Origin of the sequence: Aureimonas ureilytica (genome assembly GCF_001475935.1) — a bacterium.
Taxonomy (GTDB): domain Bacteria; phylum Pseudomonadota; class Alphaproteobacteria; order Rhizobiales; family Rhizobiaceae; genus Aureimonas; species Aureimonas ureilytica_A.
The window spans coordinates 61,050-87,232 of sequence record NZ_LDQA01000008.1 but is presented as its reverse complement, the minus strand read 5'-3'; the positions used below and the strand labels follow the sequence as shown (position 1 = coordinate 87,232).

The 26,183-nt window shown below is 66.5% G+C and carries 23 protein-coding genes; 11 read left to right on the top strand and 12 right to left on the bottom strand.

Annotation, left to right across the window (positions count from 1 at the left end; translation table 11 throughout):
* Window positions 1-6: 6 nt before the first annotated feature.
* Window positions 7-675 carry a haloacid dehalogenase type II gene (locus NS365_RS02670; protein WP_058598732.1) on the bottom strand — a complete coding sequence of 223 codons (669 nt, stop codon included), beginning with the start codon at window positions 673-675 and terminating at the stop codon, window positions 7-9.
* Window positions 676-1,044: 369 nt separating this feature from the next.
* Between NS365_RS02670 and NS365_RS02665 the strand changes: the two genes are divergently transcribed.
* The 5 genes from NS365_RS02665 (at window position 1,045) to NS365_RS02645 (ending at window position 7,951) form a co-directional block, all read left to right on the top strand.
* A complete protein-coding gene (locus NS365_RS02665) occupies window positions 1,045-2,421 on the top strand; it encodes an aspartate aminotransferase family protein (protein ID WP_058598731.1) in 1,377 nt (458 codons plus the stop codon).
* Between the two features lie 368 nt (window positions 2,422-2,789).
* Window positions 2,790-4,400, top strand: a complete 1,611-nt coding sequence (locus NS365_RS02660) for an ABC transporter substrate-binding protein (protein WP_058598730.1) — start codon at window positions 2,790-2,792, stop codon at window positions 4,398-4,400.
* 76 nt (window positions 4,401-4,476) lie between these two features.
* On the top strand, window positions 4,477-5,433 hold the full coding sequence (locus NS365_RS02655; protein ID WP_058598729.1) for an ABC transporter permease: 957 nt from the start codon (window positions 4,477-4,479) through the stop codon (window positions 5,431-5,433).
* A complete protein-coding gene (locus NS365_RS02650) occupies window positions 5,430-6,293 on the top strand; it encodes an ABC transporter permease (RefSeq protein WP_058598728.1) in 864 nt (287 codons plus the stop codon). The genes NS365_RS02655 and NS365_RS02650 overlap by 4 nt, the downstream gene beginning before the upstream one ends.
* Window positions 6,290-7,951 (top strand): ABC transporter ATP-binding protein, encoded by a 1,662-nt coding sequence (locus NS365_RS02645; protein WP_058598727.1) that lies wholly within the window; start codon window positions 6,290-6,292, stop codon window positions 7,949-7,951. The genes NS365_RS02650 and NS365_RS02645 overlap by 4 nt, the downstream gene beginning before the upstream one ends.
* Before the next feature lie 25 nt (window positions 7,952-7,976).
* Here the strand turns inward: NS365_RS02645 and NS365_RS02640 are convergent, their stop codons facing one another.
* On the bottom strand, window positions 7,977-8,453 hold the full coding sequence (locus tag NS365_RS02640) for an Lrp/AsnC family transcriptional regulator (RefSeq protein WP_058598726.1): 477 nt from the start codon (window positions 8,451-8,453) through the stop codon (window positions 7,977-7,979).
* 201 nt (window positions 8,454-8,654) lie between these two features.
* On the opposite strand from NS365_RS02640, the gene NS365_RS02635 reads away from it, so the two are divergent.
* Both NS365_RS02635 and NS365_RS02630 read left to right on the top strand, forming a co-directional pair.
* The gene (locus NS365_RS02635) at window positions 8,655-9,980 is read left to right on the top strand and encodes an NAD(P)/FAD-dependent oxidoreductase (RefSeq protein ID WP_058598725.1); all 1,326 of its coding nucleotides are present in this window, start codon (window positions 8,655-8,657) and stop codon (window positions 9,978-9,980) included.
* Between the two features lie 123 nt (window positions 9,981-10,103).
* A complete protein-coding gene (locus NS365_RS02630; protein ID WP_058598724.1) occupies window positions 10,104-10,511 on the top strand; it encodes a (R)-mandelonitrile lyase in 408 nt (135 codons plus the stop codon).
* Window positions 10,512-10,704: 193 nt separating this feature from the next.
* Here NS365_RS02630 and NS365_RS02625 read toward each other — a convergent pair whose 3' ends face one another.
* A complete protein-coding gene (locus NS365_RS02625) occupies window positions 10,705-11,061 on the bottom strand; it encodes a VOC family protein (protein WP_058598723.1) in 357 nt (118 codons plus the stop codon).
* Window positions 11,062-11,103: 42 nt separating this feature from the next.
* Window positions 11,104-12,093 carry a GAF domain-containing protein gene (locus NS365_RS02620; protein WP_244498335.1) on the bottom strand — a complete coding sequence of 330 codons (990 nt, stop codon included), beginning with the start codon at window positions 12,091-12,093 and terminating at the stop codon, window positions 11,104-11,106.
* A gap of 275 nt (window positions 12,094-12,368) precedes the next feature.
* On the opposite strand from NS365_RS02620, the gene adh reads away from it, so the two are divergent.
* On the top strand, window positions 12,369-13,880 hold the full coding sequence (gene adh / locus NS365_RS02615; RefSeq protein WP_058598721.1) for an aldehyde dehydrogenase: 1,512 nt from the start codon (window positions 12,369-12,371) through the stop codon (window positions 13,878-13,880).
* Between the two features lie 91 nt (window positions 13,881-13,971).
* Window positions 13,972-15,003 (top strand): alcohol dehydrogenase AdhP, encoded by a 1,032-nt coding sequence (gene adhP, locus NS365_RS02610; protein WP_058598720.1) that lies wholly within the window; start codon window positions 13,972-13,974, stop codon window positions 15,001-15,003.
* A gap of 33 nt (window positions 15,004-15,036) precedes the next feature.
* On the opposite strand, the gene NS365_RS02605 is transcribed toward adhP, so the two are convergent.
* The 8 genes from NS365_RS02605 to NS365_RS02570 form a co-directional block, all read right to left on the bottom strand.
* Window positions 15,037-16,062, bottom strand: coding sequence for a hydroxyacid dehydrogenase (locus NS365_RS02605; RefSeq protein WP_058598719.1), 1,026 nt, complete (start codon window positions 16,060-16,062; stop codon window positions 15,037-15,039).
* A 122-nt stretch (window positions 16,063-16,184) separates the two neighbouring features.
* Window positions 16,185-17,978, bottom strand: coding sequence for an ABC transporter ATP-binding protein (locus tag NS365_RS02600; RefSeq protein WP_058598718.1), 1,794 nt, complete (start codon window positions 17,976-17,978; stop codon window positions 16,185-16,187).
* Window positions 17,979-17,982: 4 nt separating this feature from the next.
* Window positions 17,983-18,843, bottom strand: coding sequence for an ABC transporter permease (locus NS365_RS02595; RefSeq protein ID WP_058598717.1), 861 nt, complete (start codon window positions 18,841-18,843; stop codon window positions 17,983-17,985).
* Window positions 18,840-19,781, bottom strand: a complete 942-nt coding sequence (locus NS365_RS02590) for an ABC transporter permease (RefSeq protein WP_058598809.1) — start codon at window positions 19,779-19,781, stop codon at window positions 18,840-18,842. The genes NS365_RS02595 and NS365_RS02590 overlap by 4 nt, the downstream gene beginning before the upstream one ends.
* 36 nt (window positions 19,782-19,817) lie before the next feature.
* Window positions 19,818-21,338, bottom strand: coding sequence for an ABC transporter substrate-binding protein (locus tag NS365_RS02585; protein WP_058598716.1), 1,521 nt, complete (start codon window positions 21,336-21,338; stop codon window positions 19,818-19,820).
* 44 nt (window positions 21,339-21,382) lie between these two features.
* Window positions 21,383-22,864 carry a M81 family metallopeptidase gene (locus NS365_RS02580; RefSeq protein ID WP_058598715.1) on the bottom strand — a complete coding sequence of 494 codons (1,482 nt, stop codon included), beginning with the start codon at window positions 22,862-22,864 and terminating at the stop codon, window positions 21,383-21,385.
* Between the two features lie 3 nt (window positions 22,865-22,867).
* Entirely contained in the window at window positions 22,868-23,650 is a 783-nt protein-coding gene (locus NS365_RS02575) for an IclR family transcriptional regulator (protein WP_058598714.1), read from the bottom strand.
* A gap of 10 nt (window positions 23,651-23,660) precedes the next feature.
* Window positions 23,661-24,044: a RidA family protein gene (locus NS365_RS02570; RefSeq protein ID WP_058598713.1), complete on the bottom strand. Its 384-nt coding sequence runs from the start codon at window positions 24,042-24,044 to the stop codon at window positions 23,661-23,663.
* Window positions 24,045-24,159: 115 nt separating this feature from the next.
* Here NS365_RS02570 and NS365_RS02565 point away from each other — a divergent pair, with 115 nt between their 5' ends.
* Both NS365_RS02565 and NS365_RS02560 read left to right on the top strand, forming a co-directional pair.
* Complete coding sequence (locus NS365_RS02565) at window positions 24,160-25,230, top strand: alanine racemase (RefSeq protein ID WP_058598712.1); 1,071 nt, start codon at window positions 24,160-24,162, stop codon at window positions 25,228-25,230.
* Between the two features lie 100 nt (window positions 25,231-25,330).
* A complete protein-coding gene (locus NS365_RS02560) occupies window positions 25,331-26,107 on the top strand; it encodes a phosphodiester glycosidase family protein (protein ID WP_058598711.1) in 777 nt (258 codons plus the stop codon).
* The last annotated feature ends 76 nt before the right edge of the window (window positions 26,108-26,183 follow it).

Here is a 26,183-nt window from a genome sequence, read left to right as displayed (position 1 = left end):
TCGACCTTAAAGACCGACCACGCCCGCAAGGCCGGAAATGTCCTTGATCTCGGTATAGCCGTAATAGGGGTTCGCCGGCTCGTGGCCGCGATTGACCCAGACCTTGTTCTTGATGCCGAGATCGTGCGCGGTCATCAGGTCGTAGCGGAACGAGGACGAGACATGGAGAATGTCGTCCGGCGTCGCGTTCAGCTGGTCGAACATATACTCGAAGCCCTTCATGCGGGGCTTGTAGGACTGGGCCTGCTCCGCCGTGAAGACGGCGTGGAAGGGCGCGCCGAGCTTCTCGACATTGGACGGGATCTGCGCGTCCATGGCGTTCGACAGGATGACGAGCGGGATTTCCTTGGCGACCTTGGCGAGGCCCTCGGGCACGTCGGCATGGGGACCCCAGGTCGGCACGCGTTCGTAGATGTCGCGCGCGACCGCCGGGTCGAAGGCGATGCCGTTGCGCTTGCAGGTCCGCTCAACGGCGTTGTGCACCACTTCGGCATACGGCTTCCAGTCGCCCAGAACTTCGTCGAGGCGATAGGCCGAGAAGTTCGAGACGAACTGCGCCATCTGCGCTTCGCTGAGCTGCGCGCTGTAATGGTCGCGCGCGGCATCGGCCATCTGGAAGTTGATGAGAGTGCCGTAGCAATCGAAGGTGATGAATTTCGGCCGGAACTGGCTCATGAGGGGCGATCCTTCTCAACCCGTGTCGACACGGCGTGCCGATCGAGCCCCATCATAGAAAGGCCGAATCCCGCTGACGGACCGCAATGGCCCCGGCGATAGCAGATTGTTGTGAAATGCAAGGCGCGCACGGCACGACTTGCTCGGCTCCCGCCCGCCTGGCTCACGCCGGGGAGCATAAGATGCGGAACTCGGCCCATCAAAAGCGCAAATGATCGGTCAGGATAGCTGGACGATACGCCTTGCCGGTCGGTGGGCGCTATGCTGGCCTCCAGAGAGTGAGAGCGCGCCCCGTCCGGGATCGCCCCTTCGCCTTCGCATCCGCGCGCTGGGTTTTGACCGACGCGCCCTGTTGAAACTGGAGACCCCATGCTGAGCAATTCGCTGGTCGAACTGGACCGCGCCCATCTGGTGCACCCCGTCGCCTCCTATCGCGGCCATGAGAAGGCGGGCGTTCGCGTTCTGCGCTCAGGCCAGGGCGCGCGCGTTACCGACGCGAGCGGCCACGAGATGGTGGACGGCTTCGCCGGTCTCTGGTGCGTGAACGCGGGCTACGGGCAGAACAGCATCGTGGAGGCGGCAACGCGCCAGATGCAGGAACTGCCCTATGCCACCGGCTATTTCAGCCTGGGCTCCGAGCCCGCGATCCGGCTGGCGGCGGAACTGGCCGAGCGCGCGCCGGGCGATCTTAACCACGTCTATTTCACGCTGGGCGGCTCGGACGCGGTGGACAGCACGATCCGCTTCATCCGCTATTACTACCATTGCCTGGGCAAGCCGGAGAAGGACCAGTTCATCTCGGTCGCCAACGGCTATCACGGCTCCTCGACGGTCGGCGCGGGCCTGACCGCGCTGCCGCTCTTCCATGCCGGCTTCGGCCTGCCCTTCGACTGGCAGCACAAGATTCCCTCGCACTACAGCTACCGCAACCCGGTCGGCACCGACCCTCAGGCGATCATCTACGCCTCGGTCGGCGCGCTGCGCGCCAAGGTGGCGGAACTCGGCGCCGAGCGCGTCGCGGCCTTCTATGTCGAGCCGATCCAGGGCTCGGGCGGCGTGCTGGTTCCGCCGGACGGCTGGGTCAAGGCGATGCGCGAGACCTGCCGCGAACTCGACATCCTCTTCATCGCCGACGAGGTCATCACCGGCTTCGGGCGCACCGGGCCGCTCTTTGCCTGCACCACCGAGGACGTGGTGCCCGATCTCATGACCACGGCCAAGGGTCTGACCTCGGGCTATGTGCCGATGGGCGCGGTGTTCCTGTCGGACAAGGTCTACAACACGATCGCCGATGGCGCGGGCGCGGCGGCGATCGGTCATGGCTACACCTATTCGGCCCATCCCGTCAGCGCGGCGGTCGGCCTCGAATGCCTCCGTCTCTATGAGAACGGCCTCCTCGACAACGGCGTGCGCGCCGGCCAGCGCCTGATGGCGGGGCTCCATGCCCTGGCCGACCATCCGCTGGTGGGCGAGGTGCGCGGGCGCGGCATGTTGGCCGCAATCGAACTCGTCACCGACAAGGCGAACAAGACGCCGCTTCCCGCCAGCTCCGAGCCGGCACGCCGCATCTTCGACCGCGCCTGGGACAACGGCCTCGTGATCCGCGCCTTCGCCAACGGCATTCTCGGCTACGCCCCGCCGCTCTGCTGCACGGACGACGACATTGACCGCATCGTGGACTGCACCCGCACGACGCTGGACCAGACGCTCGAAGACCCGGACGTGCGCGCGGCGATGAAGGGCTGATCAAGTCTTCGGCACGATGCGGCGCTGCACAAATTTTGTCAGAGCCGGCAATTCGCAATATTGTGCCGTCCGCTTCGCTGGATTCAGCGCAATCCACGATGCGGGCGGGGCACACTGAAGGCAGAGGGAAACCTTAACCAGCGCCGCCCCTCGCGGGACACGGCGCTTCCGATCTGAAGCGGTCCGGCCGGGCCACTCGCGATCGGATCTGGCGGAACGGGCCCACCAGCTGCCGAAGCACGTCCCACCGGACGTCTCGGCACGAGGGCACCCGGCACCGCCGGTTTCGAACCCGAAGGATCAGGGTGAGTGGCCCGGTCCTTCGAACCCACCCGCCGACAGGGCGTCGTCAATTAAGGGGAATTGCAATGCGCGATAAGATGGCCAACTGGACGTCTCGTGACGACGCCATGGTGGAGGACGCCATTCGGCGGGGCGCCAATCGGCGCGAACTCCTCAAGATGATGCTGATGGGCGGCGTGGCGCTCACCGCCGGCACCGCGATCCTCGGCCGGGCCGGCGCAGCCTTCGCCGCGACACCGAACAAGGGCGGCCATCTCAAGGTCGCCGGCTTCTCGGCCTCCACGGCCGATACGCTGGACCCTGCCAAGGCCTCCAACGCGACCGACTATTCGCGGATCTGCGCTCTCTACAATCGCCTGACCTTCATCGACGGCTCCGGCCAGACGGTGATGGAACTCGCCGACAGCATCGAAAGCACGGACGCCAAGGTCTGGACCGTCAAGCTGCGCAAGGGCGTGACCTTCCACGAAGGTCAGAGCCTGACCGCCAAGGACGTCGCCTACTCGCTGATGCGCCATCTCGACCCGGCGGTGGGCTCCAAGGTCAACGCCCTCGCCAAGCAGTTCGAAGGCGTGAAGGCGGTGGACGATCTGACCGCCGAGATCACGCTGGTGGCTCCCAACGCCGACCTGCCGACCATCCTGGCGCTGCATCACTTCATGATCGTGGCCGACGGCACGAGCGACTTCTCGAAGGGCAACGGCACCGGCCCGTTCCTTCTCAAGGAGTTCCAGCCGGGCGTGCGCTCCATCATGACGCGCAACGACAATTACTGGAAGGGCACCGGACCTTACGTCGATACGTTCGAGTTCTTCGCGATCTCTGACGAGTCGGCCCGTCTCAACGCGGTTCTGTCGGGCGACATCCATGTCGGCGCCAACCTGAACCCGCGCTCGATGCGCATCATCGAGGGCAATTCGGCGGTCGCCCCGTTCGTCAGCAAGCTCGGCACCTACACGAACCTGAACATCCGCCTCGACATGGCACCCGGCGACAAGGCGGGCGTGGTCGAAGGCTTCAAATATCTCGTCAACCGCGAGACCATCCAGAAGTCGGTTCTGCGCGGCCTCGCCGAGATCGCCAACGACCAGCCGGTCCCGTCGTGGAACCCCTATTTCAACGCCGAACTGAAGCAGCGCGAGTTCGATCCCGAGCGCGCCAAGTCGCTCTTCCAGAAGGCCGGCGTTCTGGGTCAGGAAATTCACATGGTGGCCTCGGAAGCGGCCAGCAGCTCGCTCGACTACGCAGCCGTCATCCAGCAGGCGGCCGGCAAGATCGGTCTCAACATCGTCATCGACCGCGTTCCCTCGGATGGTTTCTGGTCGAACAACTGGCTGAAGGATGCCGTCGGCTTCGGCAATATCAACGCCCGTCCGACGCCCGACATCATGTTCTCGCTCTTGTACCAGTCGGACGCCGCCTGGAACGAAAGCCGCTTCAAATCGCCCAAGTTCGACGCGATGCTGCTGGAAGCGCGCGGAATGCTGGACCAGGCCAAGCGCAAGGAAATCTACGGCCAGATGCAGGCCATGGTCTCCAACGAGGCCGGTACGGTGATCCCGGCCTTCCAGTCCAATCTCGACGGCGTTTCGCCCAAGCTGAAGGGCCTCGTGGCGAACCCGCTCGGCGGCATGATGGGCTACACCCTGGCCGAACACGTCTGGATCGAAGCCTGAGACTGATCTCTGCCCTCGGAAGCGGCGACGCTCCCGAGGGCCTTCCGTCGTTTCCGCCTCCACGCATGGGCCGCTCATGAATTCTCTCATCCTCCGTATGATCGCGGGACGCGTGGTGGTCGCCCTGGTGACGCTGCTGATCGTCGCCGTCGTCATCTTCTTCGCGACCGCTCTTCTGCCGGGGGATGTGGCCCAGATTCTCTTGGGACAGGCGGCAACGCCCGAGGCGGTGGCGGGCCTGCGCACCGCCATGCATCTCGACCAGCCCGCCGCCGTGCGCTTTCTCCTGTGGCTGCGCAATCTCGTGACCGGCGATCTCGGCACCTCCTATGTGAACAATCTGCCGGTGTCGCAGCTGATCGGCGGGCGTCTCGTCAATTCGCTGAAGCTCGCTGGCATCACGGCCGCCGTCTCGGTTCCGTTCGCTCTGACGATCGGGATCACGGCGGCGATCCTGCGCGGCACGATCGTTGACCGCATCATCTCCTTCTTCACCATCGCGGTGATCTCGGTGCCCGAATTCATGGTCGCGACGCTCGCGGTCATCATCTTCGCGGTCTATCTCGGCTGGCTGCCGGCGCTCTCCATGACCGGCGACATCACCACGATCTCGGGTCTTCTGAAGGCCTTCGCCATGCCCGTGATCACGCTGAGCTTCGTCATCTCGGCGCAGATGATCCGCATGACGCGCGCCGCCGTGATCGAGACCCTCAGCGCGCCCTATGTCGAGATGGCGCTGTTGAAAGGCGCTTCGCCTAGCCGCATCGTCCTGCGCCATGCCCTGCCCAACGCGCTGGGCCCGATCGTCAATGCCGTCGCCCTGTCGCTGTCCTATCTGCTCGGCGGCGTCATCATCGTCGAGACGATCTTCAACTATCCCGGCATCGCCAAGCTGATGTTGGACGCCGTTTCGACACGCGACCTGCCGCTGATCCAGAGCTGTGCGATGATCTTCTGTCTCGCCTATCTGCTTCTGATCACCATCGCGGACCTCGTCGCCATCATCTCCAATCCGAGGCTGCGCAAAGCATGACGGCTCCCCTCTCCAGCCCGCAGACGGTGCGGCGCTCGCGCCTCGGCTACCGGATGAACCTCGTCGGCGTGATCTCCTTTCTGGTGATCCTCGCCTGGGCGCTGGTCGCGATCTTCGCGCCCCTTCTCGCGCCCCATCCCGTGGGCGAGATCGTGGATTTCGACTATTTCGGTCCGGTCTCCTCACAATTCCCGCTCGGCACCGACTATCTCGGCCGCGACGTTCTTTCGCGCATCATCTTCGGCGCGCGCTATACGGTCGGCATTTCGCTGGCGGCCGTCTTCATCGCCTGCTTCTGCGGCATCACGCTCGGCATGACGGCGGCGGTGATCGGCGGGTTCTTCGACAGCGCGCTCAGCCGCCTTCTGGATGCGCTGACCTCGATCCCCAGCAAGATCCTGGCGCTGGTTCTGGTGGCCGCCGTCGGCTCCTCCATCCCGATCCTGATCCTGACGCTCGCCTTCATCTACATTCCCGGCTGCTATCGCTTCGCACGCGCGCTCGCCGTCAATGTCAACGCGATGGACTATGTGGTTGTGGCGCGGGCGCGCGGCGAGCGGCTCGGCTATCTCATCCGCGCCGAGATCCTGCCGGGCATCATCGGGCCGGTGCTCGCCGATTTCGGCCTGCGCTTCGTCTTCATCGTGCTGCTTCTCTCCAGCCTGTCCTTTCTTGGGCTCGGCGTGCAGCCGCCGGACGCCGACTGGGGCGCGCTGGTGAAGGAAAATATCGGTGGCCTGTCCTTCGCCGCGCCTGCCGTGCTCTTTCCTTCCATCGCGATCGCCAGCCTCACGATCAGCGTGAACCTCCTGATCGACAACCTGCCCCAGAAAATCCGCGACCGGAGCGAACAGGCATGAGCCGTCTTGTCGAAGTCCGCGACCTGAAGATCGAGGCACGCACCGATTCCGGGCGCCGGGTGGAGATCATCCGGGGTGTCTCCTTCGACATCGACGAGGGCGAGATCGTCGCGCTGATCGGCGAAAGCGGCTCGGGCAAGACCACGATCGCGCTCGACCTCATGGGCCATACCCGTCCCGGCTGCCGCGTCACCTCGGGAACGGTTCATCTGGACGGCGTGGAGATGGGCGCCCTCTCCGAGCGCCGACGCGCCGAGATGCGCGGCTCGCTCGTGTCCTATGTGCCGCAGAGCGCGGCGGCCGCCTTCAACCCCTCGCACAAGATCATGGATCAGGTGGTCGAAGTCACGCGCATCCACGGCTCGATGCCCGAGGCCGAGGCGCGTCGCAAGGCGGTCGATCTCTTCCGCGCGCTGGCCCTGCCAAACCCCGAGACGATCGGCGAGCGCTATCCGCATCAGGTCTCGGGCGGCCAGTTGCAGCGCCTATCGGCGGCCATGGCCCTGATCGGCGACCCCAAGCTCGTGATCTTCGACGAGCCGACCACCGCGCTCGACGTGACGACGCAGGTCGAGGTTCTGCGAGCCTTCAAATCAGTCATGCGCAAGGGCCGCATCGCGGGCGTCTATGTTTCGCACGATCTCGCCGTCGTCGCTCAGATCGCGGACCGCATCGTCGTGCTGCGCCATGGCGAGATTCAGGAGCAGGGCGCGACCTCGGATATTCTGGAGCGCCCGCAGCATCCCTATACGCAGGAACTTCTGGCGGCTTTCCGGCCGAGCGCCGCGCCGCGCCCGCCGGCCCCCGCAGAGACCGGCGACGCGCCGCTTCTGGTGGCCCGCAACATCACCGCCGGCTACGGCAAGCTCGACGCGGACGGCATTCCGTCCTTGCGGGTCCTGAGCGATGTCAGCATCGAGCTGAAGCGCGGGCGCAATCTCGGCATCGTCGGCGAATCCGGCTGCGGAAAATCGACGCTGGCGCGCGTCATCTCAGGCATTCTGCCGGCCGCCAAGGGCGAGGTGCTCTTCGAGGGTCGCCGTCTCGCGCCCGATCTGCGCCAGCGCACGCGCGAGGAGCTGCGCCAGCTCCAGATCGTGTTCCAGTTCGCCGACACCTCGCTCAACCCCGCCAAATCCATCGGCGAAATCCTGGCCCGTCCCCTGATCTTCTATCATGGGATGAACGGGCGGGCGCGCGAGGCGCGGATCGACCAGTTGCTGGATATGGTGCATCTGCCGCGCGCCCTGCGCCATCGCCGACCCGGCGAATTGTCGGGCGGCCAGAAGCAGCGCATCAATCTGGCCCGCGCGCTGGCCGCCGATGCCAAGGTGATCCTGTGCGACGAGATCACGTCGGCTCTCGACACGGTGGTCGCGGCCGCGATCATCGACCTTCTGAAGGAACTCCAGCGCGAGCTGTCGCTGTCCTATCTCTTCATCAGCCACGATCTGGAAACCGTTCGCGCGATCTGCGACGAGGTGGTGGTGATGTACAAGGGCGAGAATATAGAGCAGCTTCGCCCCGAGATCGACGGCGGCCACCCGACCCATCCCTACACCAAGCTTCTCTTCTCCTCCGTCCCGCAGCTGCGCACCGGCTGGCTGGACGGGCTGGCGCAGGACCCCGAGCTTCTGAAGAGCTTCGCGCAGAGATAAGGAGGATGGGGCGCGCCGCGCCCCGTCACACGCGGAACATCGAATCCAGCGGCAGGTAGGTGCGCACGATCGGCGACTTCAGCACCACGAAGCTGAAATATTTCTCGATGCCGATATCGAGATCGAGCAGACGCTCCATCGTGCTCTGATATTCGCCGATATCGGGCGTCACGAACTTGATCAGATAGTCGTAGCCGCCTGAAATCAGATGACATTCCATCACCGCCTCGACCTTCTCGATGGCGGCGAGGAAGCGGGCGAAGTCGATCTGCCGGTGGTTCTTGAGCGTGATCTCGGTGAAGACGGTCAGCGTCTGGCCCAGCTTCGACACGTCGATCTGCGCGGAATAATTGGTGATATAGCCTTCGCTCTGGAGCTTCTTGACCCGCATCAGGCAGGGGCTCGGCGAAAGATTCACGAGTTCGGCCAGTTCGACATTCGTGATGCGTCCGTTTTTCTGGAGCTCCGAAAGGATCTTCAGGTCGATACGGTCGAGCTTCATGGCGGCCTTGTCTGGTCTTTCGGTCTGGCGCGGACTATCGCCGCTTTCGCCCCCGCTCGCAATCGAATGCGCGCTCGGCCCCTCGGCACAATCGCCTCCCCCGCACTCACCCAACGGCAGGAACTGCCGCAGGACCGGCGCCAAGCAGCGCCGCGGTCGACCCGGCCTTGGCTATGCTGCGGCGCGCGCCAAGGAGAAACCATGTCCCAACCCCTGTTGCGAATCGAGAGCAGTCCCGATCTTCCCGCCGAGGCCGATGTCGTGGTGATCGGCGGCGGCGTGGCCGGCGTATTCTCGGCCTATTACCTCTCGCGGCGCGGCCTCAAAGTCGCGCTGGTCGAGAAGGGTCTGGTCGGCGCGGAACAGTCCAGCCGGAATTGGGGCTGGTGCCGCCAGCAAAACCGCGACGCGCGCGAGCTTCCGATCTCTACCAAGAGCCTCGACCTTTGGGACAAGCTGGCCGAGGAAACCGGCGAGGAAACCGGCTTTCGCCGCTGCGGCCTCTTCTATCTCTCGCAGAACGAGGCGGAACTGGCCGGCTGGGCCAAGTGGGGCGAGTTCGCCCGCACGGTCGGCGTCACCACCTATATGCTGAATGCCGCTCAGGCCGCCGAGCGCGGCCAAGCCACCGGGCGCGGCTGGAAAGGCGGCGTCTTCTCCCCCAGCGACGGCACGGCCGACCCCTCGCGCGCCGTGCCGGTGATCGCGCGCGCCATCATCCGAAACGGTGGCACGGTTCATCAGAATTGCGCGGCGCGTGGGCTGGAACTCTCGGGCGGGCGCGTCAGCGCGGTCGTCACGGAAAAAGGCACGATCCGCACCAAGGTCGCCGTGATGGCGGGCGGAGCCTGGGCCTCCTCCTTCTGCCGCCAGCTCGGCCTGCGCTTTCCTCAAGCCTCGGTGCGCTCGTCCATTCTGGCGGTGTCGCCCGGCGCAAACGATCTGCCCGACACGCTGCACACGGCGGGCGTTTCCGTCACCCGGCGCGGCAATGGCGGCTATACGCTGGCGATCAGCGGCCGCGCCCGCGTCGATCCGACACCGCAGCAGTTCCGTTTCGCGCGCGAGTTCGTGCCCATGTTCGCGCGGCGCTGGCGCAGCCTCGCGCCCGGCGGGGTGGAAGGCTGGCGCAGCGGCCATGAGACGCTGGCCCGTTGGACGCTGGACGAGGTGACGCCGATGGAGCGCGTGCGCATTCTCGATCCCAAGCCGGATCGGGGCCAGATCAGCGAGACCCACAAGCGCGCGCTGGAGCTTCTGCCGGGGCTGCGGCAGACGACGATCACCCATAGCTGGGCCGGCTATATCGATTCCACGCCGGACGGCGTGCCGGCGATCGGCGAGATCGAAGCCGTTCCGGGCTTCATCCTGGCTGCCGGTTTCAGCGGCCATGGCTTCGGCATCGGCCCCGGCGCGGGCCATCTCGTCGCCGATCTCATCACCGGGCAGACGCCCCTCGTCGATCCGCGCCCCTACAACCCGAAGCGCCTCAACGACGCGGCCTGGGGCAAGGTCGCCGAGTTCTAACGGGACCTCGCGTCAGAGCTTTTAGCGCGGCCCCGGCTCCTGGCCTGCCGGCGCGATCCGTGGGAAGATCGGGGTTGAAACGAGCGCACTGCTTGAGGAAGCGCGCCGCTTGGGGAGACGCCTATGGAGATCACGCGCAATGGTTCGACCCCTTCGGGGCGAGGTCCGTCGGACTGGTTCACCGGGTCGGTGCGCGTCGATCCGCTCTTCTCGCCCAATCAGGCGAGGCGCGCGGCGGCGGCCAGCGTGACCTTCGAGCCGGGCGCGCGCACGGCCTGGCACACCCACCCGCTCGGCCAGACGCTGATCGTCACCGCCGGGCTCGGCCTCGCGCAGCGCGAGGGCGGCCCGGTGGAAGAAATCCGGCCGGGCGACGTGGTCTGGTTCGAGCCCGGCGAGAAGCACTGGCACGGCGCGTCGCCCACCACGGGCATGACCCATATCGCCATTCAGGAGCAGAAGGACGGCAAAGTCGTGGACTGGCTGGAGCCGGTGTCCGACGCGGATTATGGAGATTCGACGGCGGGCTGAGACAGCGGCCGGTTTCCCCGGTCGGTGTGAAGTCGGTGAGTACGGGGCGGGCGACAGTCAGTCGCCCTCGACGCGGAAAATTCTTGCCCGCTCCAGAAGCAGCCGTCGCTTCGCCGCCCATGCGAAACCGACCGATAGCCTTGCTGCCGATACCGTCCGCTCGGCGTTCGCATGAGACCGGCGTGCCGGCCCTTCAACCCGGCTGGTGCTGGAGAATGTTCACCAGCCGCGCGAAGGGATCGCGCACGAAGAAGCGCCGGACACCCCAGGGCTCCGTCGCGGGGCCGTATTCGATGGCGATTCCCGCGTGCAGTAGTCGATCGTAGACGGCATCGAGATCGTCCACCTCGATCGAGAGATCGGGGACTGGCGTGCCGGACCCGCCCTCGTGCGCGAAGCTGATTTGCGGCGCGGCGGCTCCCGCCCCGACGAAGGTCACGATCCAGCCGTGATCCATGCCGACCTCCAGCCCCAGAAGCTCGCCGTAGAAGCGTCGGGCCTCGTCCACGCGATCGGTCGCAATGTTGGGGACGATGCGGAGCACACCCATGGTTTCCTCCTCGGTGCTTCCTCCTCGGTAATTCCTCGCCGATCAGACCAGCCCTTGTTTGCGGTAGCGATGGATCGTGCTGCGGTGAAGGCCGAGCTGGCGGGCGGCCTTGCTGACATTACCGCCATGGGCGGAGAGCGCTGCACGGATCGCCGCCACCTCGCGCTCCTCGCGCGTCATGGCCGGGCGCGGCTCCACCGGGCGCGCCACGAGGTCGAGATCGCTCCCACGTGCGGCGGCATGATCCGTATCCCACTGGCCGACCGCATAGGCCCCGGAGGACAGGCGCAGGAGAAGTCCGTCTCTGCTGGGCTCCTCGACGGAGAGGATCGTCTCGAACGAGGCGTCGTCCAACGCGTCCCACGAGAGGCCGGCGAGCGACAGGCCGCGCCGGTTGCCGGCCACGAGGCGTTCTTCGCGAAACACCAGGATGCCCTCCCGGCTGGTTCCGAGCATGGCCGGGTCGCTGTGGAAGCGCAGAAGCCGGCAGTCCTGAAAATGCCGGCGAAACAGGCGATGCTCGATCTGATCCACCGCCAGCCGGATCAGGCCGAGCGCGTGGCCATGGCCGTGGGTGGAGGGGCCGGTGAGGTCGAGCGCGCCGATCAGAGCGCCACGCGGATCGATGATGGGTGTCGCCGCGCAGCTGAGAACGCGGTGATCGGGAAAGAAATGCTCCGAGCCGTTGACCGCGATGGCGCGCCGCTCGGCGAGCGCCGTGCCGATCGCGTTGGTGCCCGTGCTCGCTTCCTTCCAGGAGACGCCGGGGCGCAGCGCCACCTCGGCCGCGCGCGAGGCAAAACCCGCATCGCCGATCGTATCGAGGATCATGCCGTCGCCGTCGGCCAGAACCACGACGCTCATCGTGTCGCGCGCCTCGCCCGCCAGCATTTCCAGCTCCGGGCGACACAAGCGGCGCAGCGCGTCGTGCCGCTGATGCAGGAGGCGAAGCTCCCCTTCCGTCAGCGGCTGAAGCGCGGGCGGGCGCTGTTCGGCCAGCCCCAGATCGCTGCATCGCAACCAAGACCGCAAGACGGGCTGTCGCACCGCAGCACTCGGCAACTGTCCTTCATGGAAGAACGCCTGTCGCGCCGAGATCATGTCATTGGTTTCCATGACGGTTCGACCTCCCCCAACTGTCGCAATCTGCGACACCGGCTTGTTCTACTGTCGCGTGCCGCATCGAATGCTGCACGGACACATCAGAAAGTTCATCACATCCCGGCGCCCCGGTCCATCCACTGCTTGCGACTTCCCGACGCGAGGAGGAACCTCGCCTGGCTCATCGCGAGGAATGAGGAGGTTCCATGACGATCCAGCTACCCATCACCACCCGCTCGGCTCCGTTCAAGAGCCGCTACGGCAACTTCATCGGCGGCCGTTTCGTGGACGCCGCCGATGGGCGGACCTTCGAGAACCGCTCGCCCGTCGACGGGCGTTTGCTCTGCGAAGTGGCGCGCAGCGGGGCCGAAGACATCGAGCGCGCGCTCGACGCCGCCCATGCCGCTGCGGACGCCTGGGGCCGCACCAGCCCGGCCGACCGCTCGCTGCTGCTTCTGCGGATCGCCGACCGGATGGAGGAAAATCTCGAGCTTCTGGCGACCGTCGAGACCTGGGACAATGGCAAGCCGATCCGCGAAACGCGCGCCGCCGACGTGCCGCTCGCCATCGACCATTTCCGCTATTTCGCCGGCTGCCTGCGCTCGCAGGAGGGCGCGCTGTCGGAGATCGACAACGACACGGTCGCCTATCACTATCACGAGCCGCTCGGTGTCGTCGGCCAGATCATTCCGTGGAACTTCCCGCTCCTGATGGCCGTGTGGAAGCTCGCGCCCGCGCTTGCCGCCGGCAATTGCGTGGTGCTGAAACCCGCCGAGCAGACGCCGGCCTCGATCCTGGTGCTGATGGAGCTGATCGCCGATCTCCTGCCGGCGGGCGTCGTCAATGTCGTGAACGGCTATGGCCTGGAAGCGGGCAAGCCGCTGGCGCAGTCCAAGCGTATCGCCAAGATCGCCTTCACCGGCGAGACGTCCACCGGCCGTCTCATCATGCAATATGCCTCCGAGAACCTGATCCCGGTGACGCTGGAGTTGGGCGGCAAGAGCCCCAACATCTTCTTCGGGGATGTCGCGGCCGAGGATGACGACTATTTCGATAAGGCGCTGGAAGGCTTCGCCATGTTCGCGCTGAACCAGGGCGAGGTCTGCACCTGCCCGAGCCGCGCGCTTGTTCATGAATCCATCTACGATCGCTTCATGGAGCGCGCGGTGAAGCGCGTGGAATCCATGATCCAGGGCGATCCGCTGGACGGCGCGACGATGGTGGGCGCGCAGGCCTCCCAAGAGCAGATGGAGAAGATCCTCTCCTATTTCGACATCGGCCGCGAGGAAGGCGCGAAGGTGCTGACCGGCGGCGAGCGCGCCCGCCCGGATGGGCTCGACGGCTATTACGTGAAGCCGACCGTGCTTCAGGGCCACAACCGGATGCGCATCTTCCAGGAGGAAATCTTCGGGCCGGTGGTCTCCGTCACGACGTTCAAGGACGATGCCGAAGCGCTCGCCATCGCCAATGACACGCTCTATGGCCTGGGGGCCGGCGTCTGGACGCGGGACGGCACGCGCGCCTATCGCATGGGCCGCGCCATCAAGGCCGGCCGCGTCTGGACCAATTGCTACCACGCTTATCCCGCCCACGCGGCCTTCGGCGGCTACAAGCAGTCCGGCATCGGGCGCGAGACCCACAAGATGATGCTCGACCACTATCAGCAGACCAAGAACATGCTGGTCAGCTATTCCCCCAAGAAGCTCGGCTTCTTCTGATTCCAGGCTCGAGCCGTCCAGGCCTGCGCCTGGGCGGCTTCGCCGGACCCGTCGTCGATTTCCCAAAAGACCACCATCGGGAGGACCTCACATGGCCAAGACCATGCGTGCCGCTGTTGTGCGCGAATTCGGCAAACCGCTTTCCATCGAGGAGGCCGCGATCCCGGAGCCCGGCCCGGGCTTCATCCAGGTCGCGATCCAGGCTTCGGGCGTATGCCACACCGACCTGCACGCCGCCGAGGGCGACTGGCCGGTCAAGCCCAACCCGCCCTTCGTGCCCGGCCATGAGGGCGTCGGCTATGTCTCGGCAGTGGGCGCGGGCGTGCGCAACGTCAAGGAAGGGGACAGGGTGGGCGTGCCCTGGCTCTACTCGGCCTGCGGCGGTTGCCGGCATTGTCTGGGCGGCTGGGAAACCCTGTGCGAAAGCCAGGAGAACACCGGCTATTCCGTCAATGGCGGGTTTGCCGATTATGTGATCGCCAACCCGAACTATGTCGGCCATCTGCCCAAGGACATCTCCTTCGTGGACATCGCGCCGGTGCTCTGCGCGGGCGTCACGGTCTATAAGGGCCTCAAGATGACAGACACCAAGCCGGGAGACTGGGTGGCGATCTCGGGCATCGGCGGCCTCGGCCATATGGCCGTGCAATATGCCAAGGCCATGGGCCTCAACGTCGCGGCCGTCGATGTGGACGACGCCAAGCTCGACCTTGCCCGCAGGCTCGGCGCGACGCTGACGGTGAACGCCCGCAACGAGGACCCCGCCACCGTCATCAAGCGGGAGACGGGCGGCGGCGTTCAGGGCGCACTGGTGACGGCGGTCAGCGAAAAGGCGTTCGAGCAGGCGGTCGGCCTCATGGCGCGGGGCGGCACGCTGGCGCTGAACGGCCTGCCGCCGGGCGACTTCCCGCTCAATATTTTCGGCCTCGTCCTCAACGGCATCACCGTGCGCGGCTCGATCGTCGGCACGCGGCTCGACCTTCAGGAGTCGCTGGACTTCGCGGCCGAAGGCAAGGTCAAGGCGACCGTTTCCACCGCCGGCCTCGAACAGGTCAATGATGTGTTCGACCGGATGAAGAAAGGCCAGATCGAGGGCCGCATCGTCCTCGATCTCGCCGCGTGACATCGGGCGAGCCGGCCCGGCTTCAAGCCGGGATCAGGACACGTCCACCGGCTTCGAGCGCAGCCGGTTCGCCGTCGCCGGGTCGGCGCGCCGGCAGAGCTGCGGCGGCAGGCCGCGCATGATGAGTTCGGCGTCGGCCACGGCCATGGCGCCGATCTCGTAGAAGGCGTCCCGCGTGCCGCCGGTGCGGTGCGCCGAGAGGATGAGGCCGGACAGTTGGCGCACCGGATCGTCCGCTGGCACCGGCTCCACCGGAAAGACATCGGTCGCGGCGCGAATATGCCCGGAGCGCACGGCGTCCAGCATGGCCGGAAAATCCACCACGGCGGCGCGGCTCATCAGAAGAAAGGCCGCGCCCTTCGGCATCCGCGCGAACTCGCGCGCGCCGATGAAGCCTTCGTTCTCTGCCGTCACGCTGGCGAAGACGAAGACGACTTGCGAAGTTTCCAGTAGCTCGTCCAGCCCGGCGGGGCGGCAGTCCAGCCGCTCGATCGCGGCCGCCGGCAGCCAGGGGTCGAAAACGCGCACCTCGTTTTTGAAAGGGCGGATCAGCTCGCGCAGCGAGCGGCCGAGATCGCCGAGGCCGATAATGCCGACCGGCGCGCCGGCAAAACGGAACGTCTCCTCGTTGCCGGCCAGCCCATAGGCTTCCTCGCCGGCGCGAAAGGCGCGGTCGGCCGCCGTGATGCCGCGCGCCAGATCCAGCGCCAGCCCGAGCGCGGCTTCGGCCACCGGCGCGGCGAAGGCCGAAGCCGGCGTCAGCACGGGAATGCCGCGCTCGTTGCAGGCCTGATAGTCGATATTGGGCAGGAAATTCGTCTCGACATTGACGATGGCGCGAAGGCGCGGCGCGCGGTCCAGCCGCTCGCGCGGCATGGCCGTCTGGCCGAAGATCAGAACCGTGTCGGGCAGAAGCGCATCGACCTCGGCGTCGGGCATCGGCCTGTCCTCCGACAGGACGACCTCGCCCAAAGCCTCCAGCCGGGCGCGCACGTCCGGCGTCATGATGAGGTCCAGCGTGCGCGGCAGCGGATCGACGAGAATGATGTTGCGGCTCAAAACGGCGGTCTCCCTGAGTGGCGCGCATCTTCGCCGCTTCGCTGCGCGATCTCTACGCTATGTCCGGCGTGATGCAGGCGAGGCGAAGCCTTGCACACAGGTTTCTGCGCGCCCGCCCGCCCCTACGCTATCCGCTGCACGAAATGCCCCGGCGCGACTTCGTCATAGATGCGCGGCGGCGCGACATAATCCAGCGGTCTGAGCGGGCTCTTCAGCTCTTCGGACAGTTTGGGCGGCAGCGAGCCGCGTCTGGCGGGGTCGGGTAGCGGCACCGCTTCGATCAGGCGTTTCGTATAGGGATGACCCGGCGCGCCAAACACCGAGGCGCGCGGGCCGATCTCCACGATCTCGCCGAGATACATCACCGCGACGCGGTGGCTGATGCGCTCCACCACGGCCATGTCATGCGAGATGAAGAGATAGGCGAGGCCCATCGACTCCTGAAGATCGAGCATCAGATTGGCGACCTGCGCCTTCACCGAGACATCCAACGCCGAGACCGCCTCGTCGGCGACGATGAGCTTGGGCGAGAGCGCCAGGGCGCGGGCGATCGAGATGCGCTGGCGCTGGCCGCCGGAGAATTCGTGCGGATAGCGCGAGGCGACCGAGGGCGACAGGCCGACCTTGTCCAGCAACTCGGCCGCGCGCTCGCGCGCCGCCGCCCTGTTCATCAGCCCGTGCGAGAGAATGGGCTCGGCAATCGCCGCGCCAATCGTGATGCGCGGGTTGAGCGAGGCGAACGGGTCCTGAAAGATCATCTGCGCGGTGCGGCGCATCTGGCGCAGGCCCGCGCGCCCGGCCGAAAGAACGTCCTCGCCGTCGATGCGCACCGCGCCCTCGCTCGGCTTCACGAGCCCGAGAATGGTGCGCCCCGTGGTGGACTTGCCGCAGCCGGACTCGCCGACCAGCGCCAGCGTTTCGCCGGGCCGAATGGCGAAGGACACGTTCTCGACCGCATGGATGCGCCCGTTCGGCAGGTCGAAGCGCGTCGAAAGGCCGGCGACATCCAGAACCGGAGCCTGCGTGCTATCGGGCACGCTCGCCGGCGCGCCATCGTCGGCAAGGCCGGCCGCGGCATCGACCCTCGGGAAACGCTTGGGCGCGGGCGAAGCGCCCATCGTGCCAAGGCGCGGGATCGCGGCCAGAAGCGCCTTCGTATAGGGCTCGCGCGGGGCGGCAAAGATCGCATCCGTGCGCCCCTCTTCCACCATGTCGCCGCGCAGCATCACGACGGTTCGGTCCGCCACTTCGGCCACAACGCCCATGTCGTGCGTGATGAAGAGAACGGCCATGTTCTCCTCGCGCTGCAATTCGCGAATAATGTGCAGAATTTCGGCCTGGATGGTGACGTCGAGCGCGGTGGTCGGCTCGTCCGCGATCAGGAGCTTGGGCCGGCAGGCAAGGGCCATGGCGATCATCACGCGCTGGCGCATCCCGCCTGAGAAGCGATGCGGATATTCGTTGAGGCGCGAGCGCGCGGCGGGAATGCGCACGCGCTCCATCATGCGCAGCGCCTCGGCCTCGGCCTGCGCCCACGAGAGGTCGCGGTGCAGCACCAGCGCTTCGGCCAACTGGTTGCCGACCGTGAAGACCGGGTTCAACGAGGTCATCGGCTCCTGAAAGATCATGCCGATACGCCCGCCGCGCACCGCGCGCATCTCCTTCTCTGAGAGCGTCAGGAGATCGCGCCCTTCGAGGCGCACGTGGCCGCTCACCCGCGACGTGGCGGGCGGCAGGAGGCGCATGGCCGAGAGCGCCGTCACGCTCTTGCCAGAGCCGGATTCGCCGACGATGGCAACGGTTTCGCCGGCATCGACCGTGAAGGAAATGTCGCGGATCACCGCGCGCCATTCCCCTCCGGCGCGAAAGGCGGTGGTCAGCTTTTCGACGGACAGGACGGGGCTCGCCTCGCTCATCGGATCAAGCCTCCTTGGCCAGACGCGGATCGACGAGATCGCGCAAGCCATCGCCCACGAGTTGCAGCGACAGAACCGCGAAGACGATGGCAAGGCCGGGAAACAGCATGAGCCAGGGCGCCTTGTTCATGTATTCGCGGCCCGAGGCCAGCATGGTGCCCCAGGTCGGCATGTCGGAGGACGCGCCGACGCCGAGGAACGAGAGACTGGCTTCCGCCAGCATCGCGGCGGCGAAGATGAAGGTCGCCTGCACCAGAATGGGCGAGGCGAGGTTCAGAAGGACATGCCGCAAGAGGATCTGCCAGGTCGGCAGGCCGAGCGCCACGGCGGCTTCGATATAGGGCAGCTCGCGCAGGACCAGCGTCGAGCCGCGCACGATGCGGGCCAGACGCGGCGCATAGGTGATCCCCAGCGCCAGCACGACATTGACCAGCGAAGGCCCGAGCGCGGCGACCAGCGCGATGGCGAGGAGAATGTCGGGAAAGGACATCATCGCGTCGAGAAGGCGCGAGATCGGCGCGTCGAGCGGGCGGAAATAGCCCGCGATCAGGCCGAGAAAGACGCCGAGAACGGTGGCGATCGCCACGACCCCCAGCGACACGCCGAGCGAGACGCGGCCGGCATAGATGGCGCGGGAGAAGATGTCGCGGCCGAACTCATCCGTGCCGAAGAGATGCGCTCCCGACGGCGGCTGGAGCCGGCTGACGATGGAAAGCTTGTTGGGCGCATAGGGCGCGACGAGGGGCGCGAAGGCGGCGAGCACCACCACCAGCGTCAGGATCACGACGCCGATGAGAATGGCGCGGTTGCCCACGAAGCGGCGCAGGCCCTTGGCAAAGGGGGACGAGAAGGCGAGAAGCGTCACGTGCGCACCCTCGGATCGACCGCGAGATAGAGCATGTCCACCGCGAAATTGATGAGAACGTAGATCGCCGCGACGACGAGCAGCGCGCCCTGAATCACCGGATAATCGCGCCGCAGCACCGCCTGCACCACGAGATTGCCGACGCCCGGCAGGCCGAACACGGTTTCCGTCACCACCGCGCCGGCGACGAGCAGGGCGATCGACAGGCCGATCACGGTGATGATCGGGATCAGCGCGTTCTTCAGCGCGTGTTTGAGCACGACGCGCCCCGGCCCCGCCCCCTTGGCGCGCGCGGTGCGCACGTAATCTTCGCCCAGGACATCGAGCATGGCGGCGCGGGTGAAGCGGGTGATCAGAGCGGAATTGACGACGCCGAGCGCCACCGCCGGCAGGACGAGATGGTGCAGACGCTCCAGAAAGGGCGTCCCCGGCCCGCCATAGCCGGAGGCCGGAAACCAGCCGAGCGACACGGCGAAGGTCTGGATCAGGATCAGGCCGAGCCAGAAGCTCGGCACGCTCGCCGCGATCATCGTGACGCCGACGACGATCTGGTCGAAGGCCGTTCCGCGTTTGACCGCCGAGAGAATGCCGACCGGCAGAGCGATGGCGACCGCTATCAGGATCGAGAAGAGCGTGAGGAAGAAGGTCGGCTCGGCGCGCGCGGCGAGCGCTGTCGTCACCGGCTGGCCGAGAAAAATCGACTGGCCGAGATCGCCGCGCGCCACGTCGAAGACGAAACGTCCATATTGTTCGAGGAGGGGCGCATTCAGCCCCAGCCTCTCGCGCAGGGCGGCGATGTCCTCCGGCGTCGCGTCCGAACCCAGCATCACGGCGGCGGGATCGCCGGGCGTCACCCGGACGATCACGAAGACGACGGTGACGACCAGCGCCAGCACCACCACCATGCCGCCCGCCCGTTTCAGAAGCGCTGAGAGCACCCGGGACATCGCGTTTCTCCTATCCTCTTTGAAAGGTCAGCTCTTGGGCGTGACGTTCCAGAAGCGGGGCCAATAGGCCGCCTGATAGCCCGACACGCCGTTGGCCAAGCCGCCCAGCGCGTTGAAATTGCCGACCTTCACCAGCGGGGCGTCGTCATAGATCGTGGTCTGGATCGTCTTCCAGGCGGCCAGTCGATCGTCGTTCGACACCGCGTTCAGGAAGGCGCCGACGGCTTTCGTCTTGGCGTCGGACGTGTACCAGCCCGGATAGGTGTCGGTGATCGTGTTCAGCGTGGTCGGATCGCCGGGGAAGTTGGAATGGGTGATGAAGATGTCCCACTGGCCCTTGTCGGCGCGTCGGGTGGTCAGCGTTGCCCAGTCCACGACCTGCAGATCGACCTTGAAGCCCGCCGCCTCCAGATAGGCTTTCGCGACTTCGCCGGTCTTGTAGTGGAACTCGTATTGGCGGCTGGTCAGGATGCGGATCGGCTTGCCGTCGTAGCCGGCCTCCTTCATCAGCTTGGCGGCCGCTTCCGGGTCGCCCTCGCCATAGCGCGTCACGCCGTCTTCCGTGTGCCAGAAGAAGCCCTCGGGATAGAACGCGCCGTCGACCGAGAAGAAGCGCTCGTCCGAGAAGGCGGCGAGCATCATGTCGCTCGGGTTCAGCGCGGTCTGCACGGCCTGGCGCAGCGGCTTGGAGGTGAGCGGGCCTTCCGCCATGTTCATGTTCAGCGAGGTCCAGCCGGCATTCTCGAAGATCACCGGCTTGACGTTGGACGCGCCCTCGACGCGCTCATAGGCGCTGACCGGCAGGGCATCGGCATAATCGTACTGGCCCGACAGAAGCCCCTCGACGCGCGTATTGGCATCGGGCACCGGCACGAAGCGCACTTCGCCCGCAATGGCCTCGCGGCGGCCGGCATAGTTGGACGGCTCGCCCTCGGGCGACTTGTAGCCGTCGAAACGCACGAGCTGGGTGTACTGGTCGGGCCGGCGCTCCTGCAGTTTGTAGGGGCCGGTGCCGATGAACTCCTTCAGCTCGCCGCCGAGCTTTTCGGAGGGAAAGATCGGCGCCCAGCCCTGGCTCAGCGTCGCCAGAAGCGGCGAATAGCGCGACTTCAGCTTGATCACCACGGTCTGATCGCCGTCGGCCGCGACGGACTCGATCACCTGCGCGACCTGCCGGCCCTTGGAGTTGATCTCCATCCAGCGCTTGAGCGAGGCGACCACATCGGCGGAATCGAAGGCCGATCCGTCATGGAAGGTCACACCCTGGCGCAGCGGAATGCGATAGGTCAGGCCGTCCTGCGATATCTCGGGCATGGCGGCGGCCAGAAGCGGGCTCGGCTGCCACTTGTCGTCATAGGTATAGAGCGTCTCGAACATGTGCTGGGTGATCGTCAGCACGATGTCGGTCGGCGTCTGCATGGCGTCGAGCGTCGGCGGCTCGCCGATGGTCGCGACGGTCAAGACGCCGTTGCCGGACTGCGCAAGGGCGACACCACTCGTTCCCGCCATGAGGGCGGCGAGGCCGGCGGCAAGAAGCATTTTCGTCATGGCTGGGCTCCTGTCTTGCTGGGTTCGGGGGTCGTCGGGCGCGCTCAGGCGTCGAGGCCGAGCGGATCGGGCACGCGCGGCCAGAGGCCGTGGCTCGCCTTGCGATAGGGCGTGGTGGCGGGATCGGTCGGATAGCTGGTCGGGGCCGCGACATAGAGAATCTCGGAGGCCACCGGCACGAAGCCCGCATGGAAATGGTTGGTGGACTTCACGAGAAGGATGTCCTTCCCCGCAAAATCGACGCCCATATTGGAGAAGATCGTGGGTTCGTAGGTCTGTGTCCGGCTGGTGATCAGCACGATGTCGATCTCGGTCCCGACGATCCGGATCACCGCCGCGCGGCCGAGCGTGACGCGGCTGTTGCGGAAGCTCTGCCAACCCGAGGTTTCGACGCGAAGGACGCGCACCCGCGCATCCAGCGGCTCGCCGCCATGGTGGGAGGACTTGCCGCCGAAGCGCAGCTCGATCTCGGCCCCCTCGCCCGCCGCATGGCAGAAGGACACAGCCACCGGGTCCCAGATCGTGGCGAGCGCCACCCGGTCGATCCCGCGCTCCAGGATGCGGCGCAGGATGGAGGTGGAATCGCCCGCGACGCCGCCACCCGGATTGTCCCAGACATCGGCGATCACGACCGGCTTGTCGGGACGCTCTTTGCGGATGGCGAGCGCGCGGTCGAGGCCGGCTTCCGTGTCCAGCATCGGCATCGCGGCGTCACGGCGCAGCGCGTAGAGTTCGTGGCCGAGCTTCTCGGCCAGACGGTCGCCGGCCTCACGCCTGTCATCGGTCACCACCACGATGCGCGTGCCCATATCCGGCACATCGCCGGCCATGAAACCGTGGATCACCGAGACGGAGAGAACCCCGTCCACGCCTTCCAGCACCTTCAGGCGATCCACGAAGGAACGCATCGGCTCGCGGCTCGTCGGGTAGATCGTGATCATCCGGCAGTCGAAGGTCGAGATGACGGGCTTGATCTCGCCGCGAATGGTGCGCAGCGCGAGGTCCACGACATGCTCGCCGCGCTCTTCGAAATCCGTATGCGGGAATTCGAGGAAGGCCGCCATGAGGTCGAGTTGCGCAACCCGCAACGCGGTCAGATGCGAATGCGGGTCGAACTCGGCCGCGACCACCACATCCTCGCCGACGAGCGCGCGCACGCGGGACAGGAAATCGCCTTCGGGGTCGTCATAGCCCTGCGCCACCATCGCGCCATGCAGGCCGAGCACCACGCCGTCCACCGGAAGCGCGGCCTGAAGCTCGGCCAGGATCGTATCGCGCAGCGTCTCGTAGGTCTGGCGCTGGATCAGGCCGGCGGGCTCGGCCCAGCAGGACGTGCCCTCGATCACGGTGAAGCCTTCCGCCCGGCCGCGCCGCCGGAGGATCGGCACCGGCGAGGAGCAGAGCGTCGGGGTGTCGGGATGCTCGCCCGGCCCCGCGTAGAAGGCGGCCTTGAAGGAATCCAGATCGGTCGGCACCGGCGAAAACGTGTTGGTTTCCGTGGCGAGCGAGGCGGTGAAGATGCGCATGATCTATCGACTCTCGGCGAAATGGGGGGCGAGCGCGCGGGCCGCGCCCTTGAGACTGTCCAGATAGGCGGCATGGTTGCGGCGCGCGTCCTCGCGCGGGGCGACGATGCAGAGCGTGGCTGTGGCCTTGCCGTCCGGCTGACGAACCGGCACGGCGAAGCAATGGGTGTAGCTGTCGAGCGCGCTGTCGAAGGTGAAATGGTTTGCGGCGCGCGCCCCTTCGACCTCGGCCAGGAAGCGCTCGGCGTCGATCGGGACGCCGTTCGGCAGGATGAAATCGCCCTCGGCCAGAAAGGCCAGGATCTCGTCGCGCGAGAGATGATCCACCAGAAGGCGGCCCGACGCCGTCCAGGTCAGCGGTACGCGCTCGCCGATATCGGTGGAGATGCGGAACGGGCGCGAGCCCTCGCGCTGCGCGCCGACATAGTAGCGATTGCCGTCCAGCCGGCAGAACTGCGCGGTTTCGCCCGTCTCGTCCACGATGCGCTTGAGCGCGCCATTGACCGCGACTTGACGGCCGGACACGGCGGAATAGGCCGAGCCCAAGAGATAAAGCTTCTCGCCGAGGAAGAGCCGCCCGTCCTCGGCGTTTTCGAGAAAGCCGCGCTTGAGAAGCAGCGCGGTCAGCTCATAGACGGAGGAGCGCGGCGCGCCCAGTAGGGCCGCGATCTCACCCGCCCGCAGGGGCCGGCGGGCGCTAGCGAGCGCGTCGAGAATATCGAGCGCGCGATCCAGCCCGCGCGAGCGCGCTCCGGTCTTGGCCTCGTCCTCCGCGAGCTTGTCCACCGGCTTCGTCCTACTTCTTCTTGTAGGCGATGCAGTCGATCTCGACCTTGCAATCCACCATCATGGAGGACTGAACGCAGGCGCGGGCCGGCGGGTGGTCCTTGAAATACTGGGCGTAGACGCCGTTGAAGCTCCAGAAGTCGCGGGGGTCGTCCAGCCAGACGCCGACCCGCACGACATCCTCCAGCCCGTATCCGGCCTCGGACAGGATGGCGATGACGTTCGCCATGGTCTTGTGGGTCTGCTCGACGATGCCGCCCGGCACGATCTCGCCGTTCTCCATGGCGACCTGCCCCGAGACGTAAAGCCAGCCATCGGCTTCCACCGCCCGCGCGAAAGGCAGCGGCTGTCCGCCCGCGCCCTTGCCGCCGCCGCCATAGCGAGTGAGGCTCATCAGTTCTGTTCCCTTATTTGTCCATTATATCGGACATCAGTCTGAAATTTCGGATTGACCCATAGGGTGACATGGGGCACGACTTGTCAATCGGCTTTCCCCGGGAGACTTTCACATGACCGTGTCGCCGCTCGACGCCCTCGAAACGCCTGCCGTCGTCGTGGATCTCGCGATTGCGCGGGCCAATGTCGCCCGCTTCCAGGCCCATGCCGATGCAGCCGGCCTCGCGGCGCGCCCGCACATCAAGACGCACAAGCTGCCGCAGCTCGCCCGCCTTCAGATCGAGCAGGGCGCGGTCGGCATCACCTGCCAGAAGGTGAGCGAGGCGGAGGCGATGGTCGCGGGCGATCCGTCCATTCGCGATGTGCTGATCACCTACAACATCGTCGGCGCGGCCAAGGTCGCCCGCCTGCGCGCACTGGCTGGGCGCGTGCGCGTCGCCGTGGTGGCCGACAGCGAGTCGGTGGTGTCGGGTCTCTCGGCCGGCTTCGCGGATGCGGCCGAGCCGCTTGATGTGCTGGTGGAATGCGACACGGGCGGTCAGCGCTGCGGCGTCGCCTCGCCGGAAGCCGCGCGCGATCTGGCCCGGCGGATCGCCGCCTCTCCGGGCCTCGTTTTCGAGGGGTTGATGACCTACCCCGCCGCCGGCAAGGCGGGCGAAGCGGCCGAGTTCCTGCGCGCCGCGAAAGCGCTGATCGAAGCCGAAGGCATGACGGTGGCGCGCGTCACCTCCGGCGGCTCGCCCGACATCTGGCAGGCGCGCACCGATGGCGTCCTCACCGAGTACCGGCCGGGCACCTATGTCTACAACGACCGTTCGCTGGTGGCGCGCGGCGTCGCGACCCTGGACGATTGCGCGCTGACGGTGCTCGCGACCGTGGTGTCGGTGCCGACCTCCAACCGGGCGATCATCGATGCGGGCTCCAAGGTTCTGACATCCGATCTTCTCGGCCTGACCGGGCACGGCGCGGTGCTCGGCCGGCCCGATCTGGCGATCGACCAATTGTCGGAAGAGCATGGCCGCGTGGTCTCGGACGGGCCGATCGGGCTCGCGGTCGGCGATCGCCTGCGGATCGTCCCCAACCATGTCTGCGTCGTCACCAACATGGTGGATGCGGTTCATGTCAAACTGGAGGATGGCCGGATCGAAAGCTGGCCGGTCGCCGCGCGCGGCAAGGTCGTCTGACGGGCCACACGGCCAGCGCCCATTTGCCCGGCAGGCGGGATTTCGCTAGCGCTGCATCGACGGCCGCATCGCGCGGCCGACGATGCGGAAAGGCAGACCCATGAGAACGATCCGGGCAAGGGTTCAGGCTGTCGGGCTGGCTTTCGCGGCGCTTCTGTTCCTCGGCCATGCCGCAAGAGCCGAACCCTGCCAGCGGGAGAGTTTCGAGGGGCGGGACGCCATCGTCTGCACCATCGATCCCGCGACATCAGACCTGCGCCTGTTCTGGCGGGACGCGTCGGGGGCGCCCTATGGTCGCTTCGACGCTCTGGCGCGCGCGCTGGAAGCGAAGGGCCAAAAGCTCGCCTTCGCCATCAATGCCGGCATGTACGACACCGACTATGCGCCGGTCGGCCTCCATATGGAGGACGGCGCGGAACTGCATCCCGCCGACACGGTCACGATGGATCGCCCGCCGGGCGAAGTCCCGAATTTCTACAAGCAGCCCAACGGTGTCTTTTATCTCAGCAAGGCCGGCGCGGGTATTCTGCCGACAGCGGAGTTTCTGAAGACACGGCCGGAGGCGCGCTTCGCCACCCAATCCGGGCCGATGCTGGTGATCGAGGGCCGGTTGCACCCGGCCTTCATCCCGAACTCGGATTCGCGGACGCGGCGCAGCGGGGTCGGCGTCTGCGAGAAGGGTGAGGTTCGCTTCGCGATCAGCGAGACGGACGTCAATTTCGACGAATTCGCGCGCCTGTTCCGCGACCACCTCGCCTGCCCCAACGCCTTGTTTCTCGACGGCGGTCGCGGCTCGGGTCTCTATGCGCCCGCCCTCGGGCGAAACGACGTTTCGGGGCATGGCGGATACGGCCCCATTCTCGGGCTGGTCGAGTAAGTGGGCTTCCCCCCGAAGCCCGTCCCTTCCTATCCAAGATTTAATGCGAGGGCGCGGCTCCCGCCGGATGTCCCGT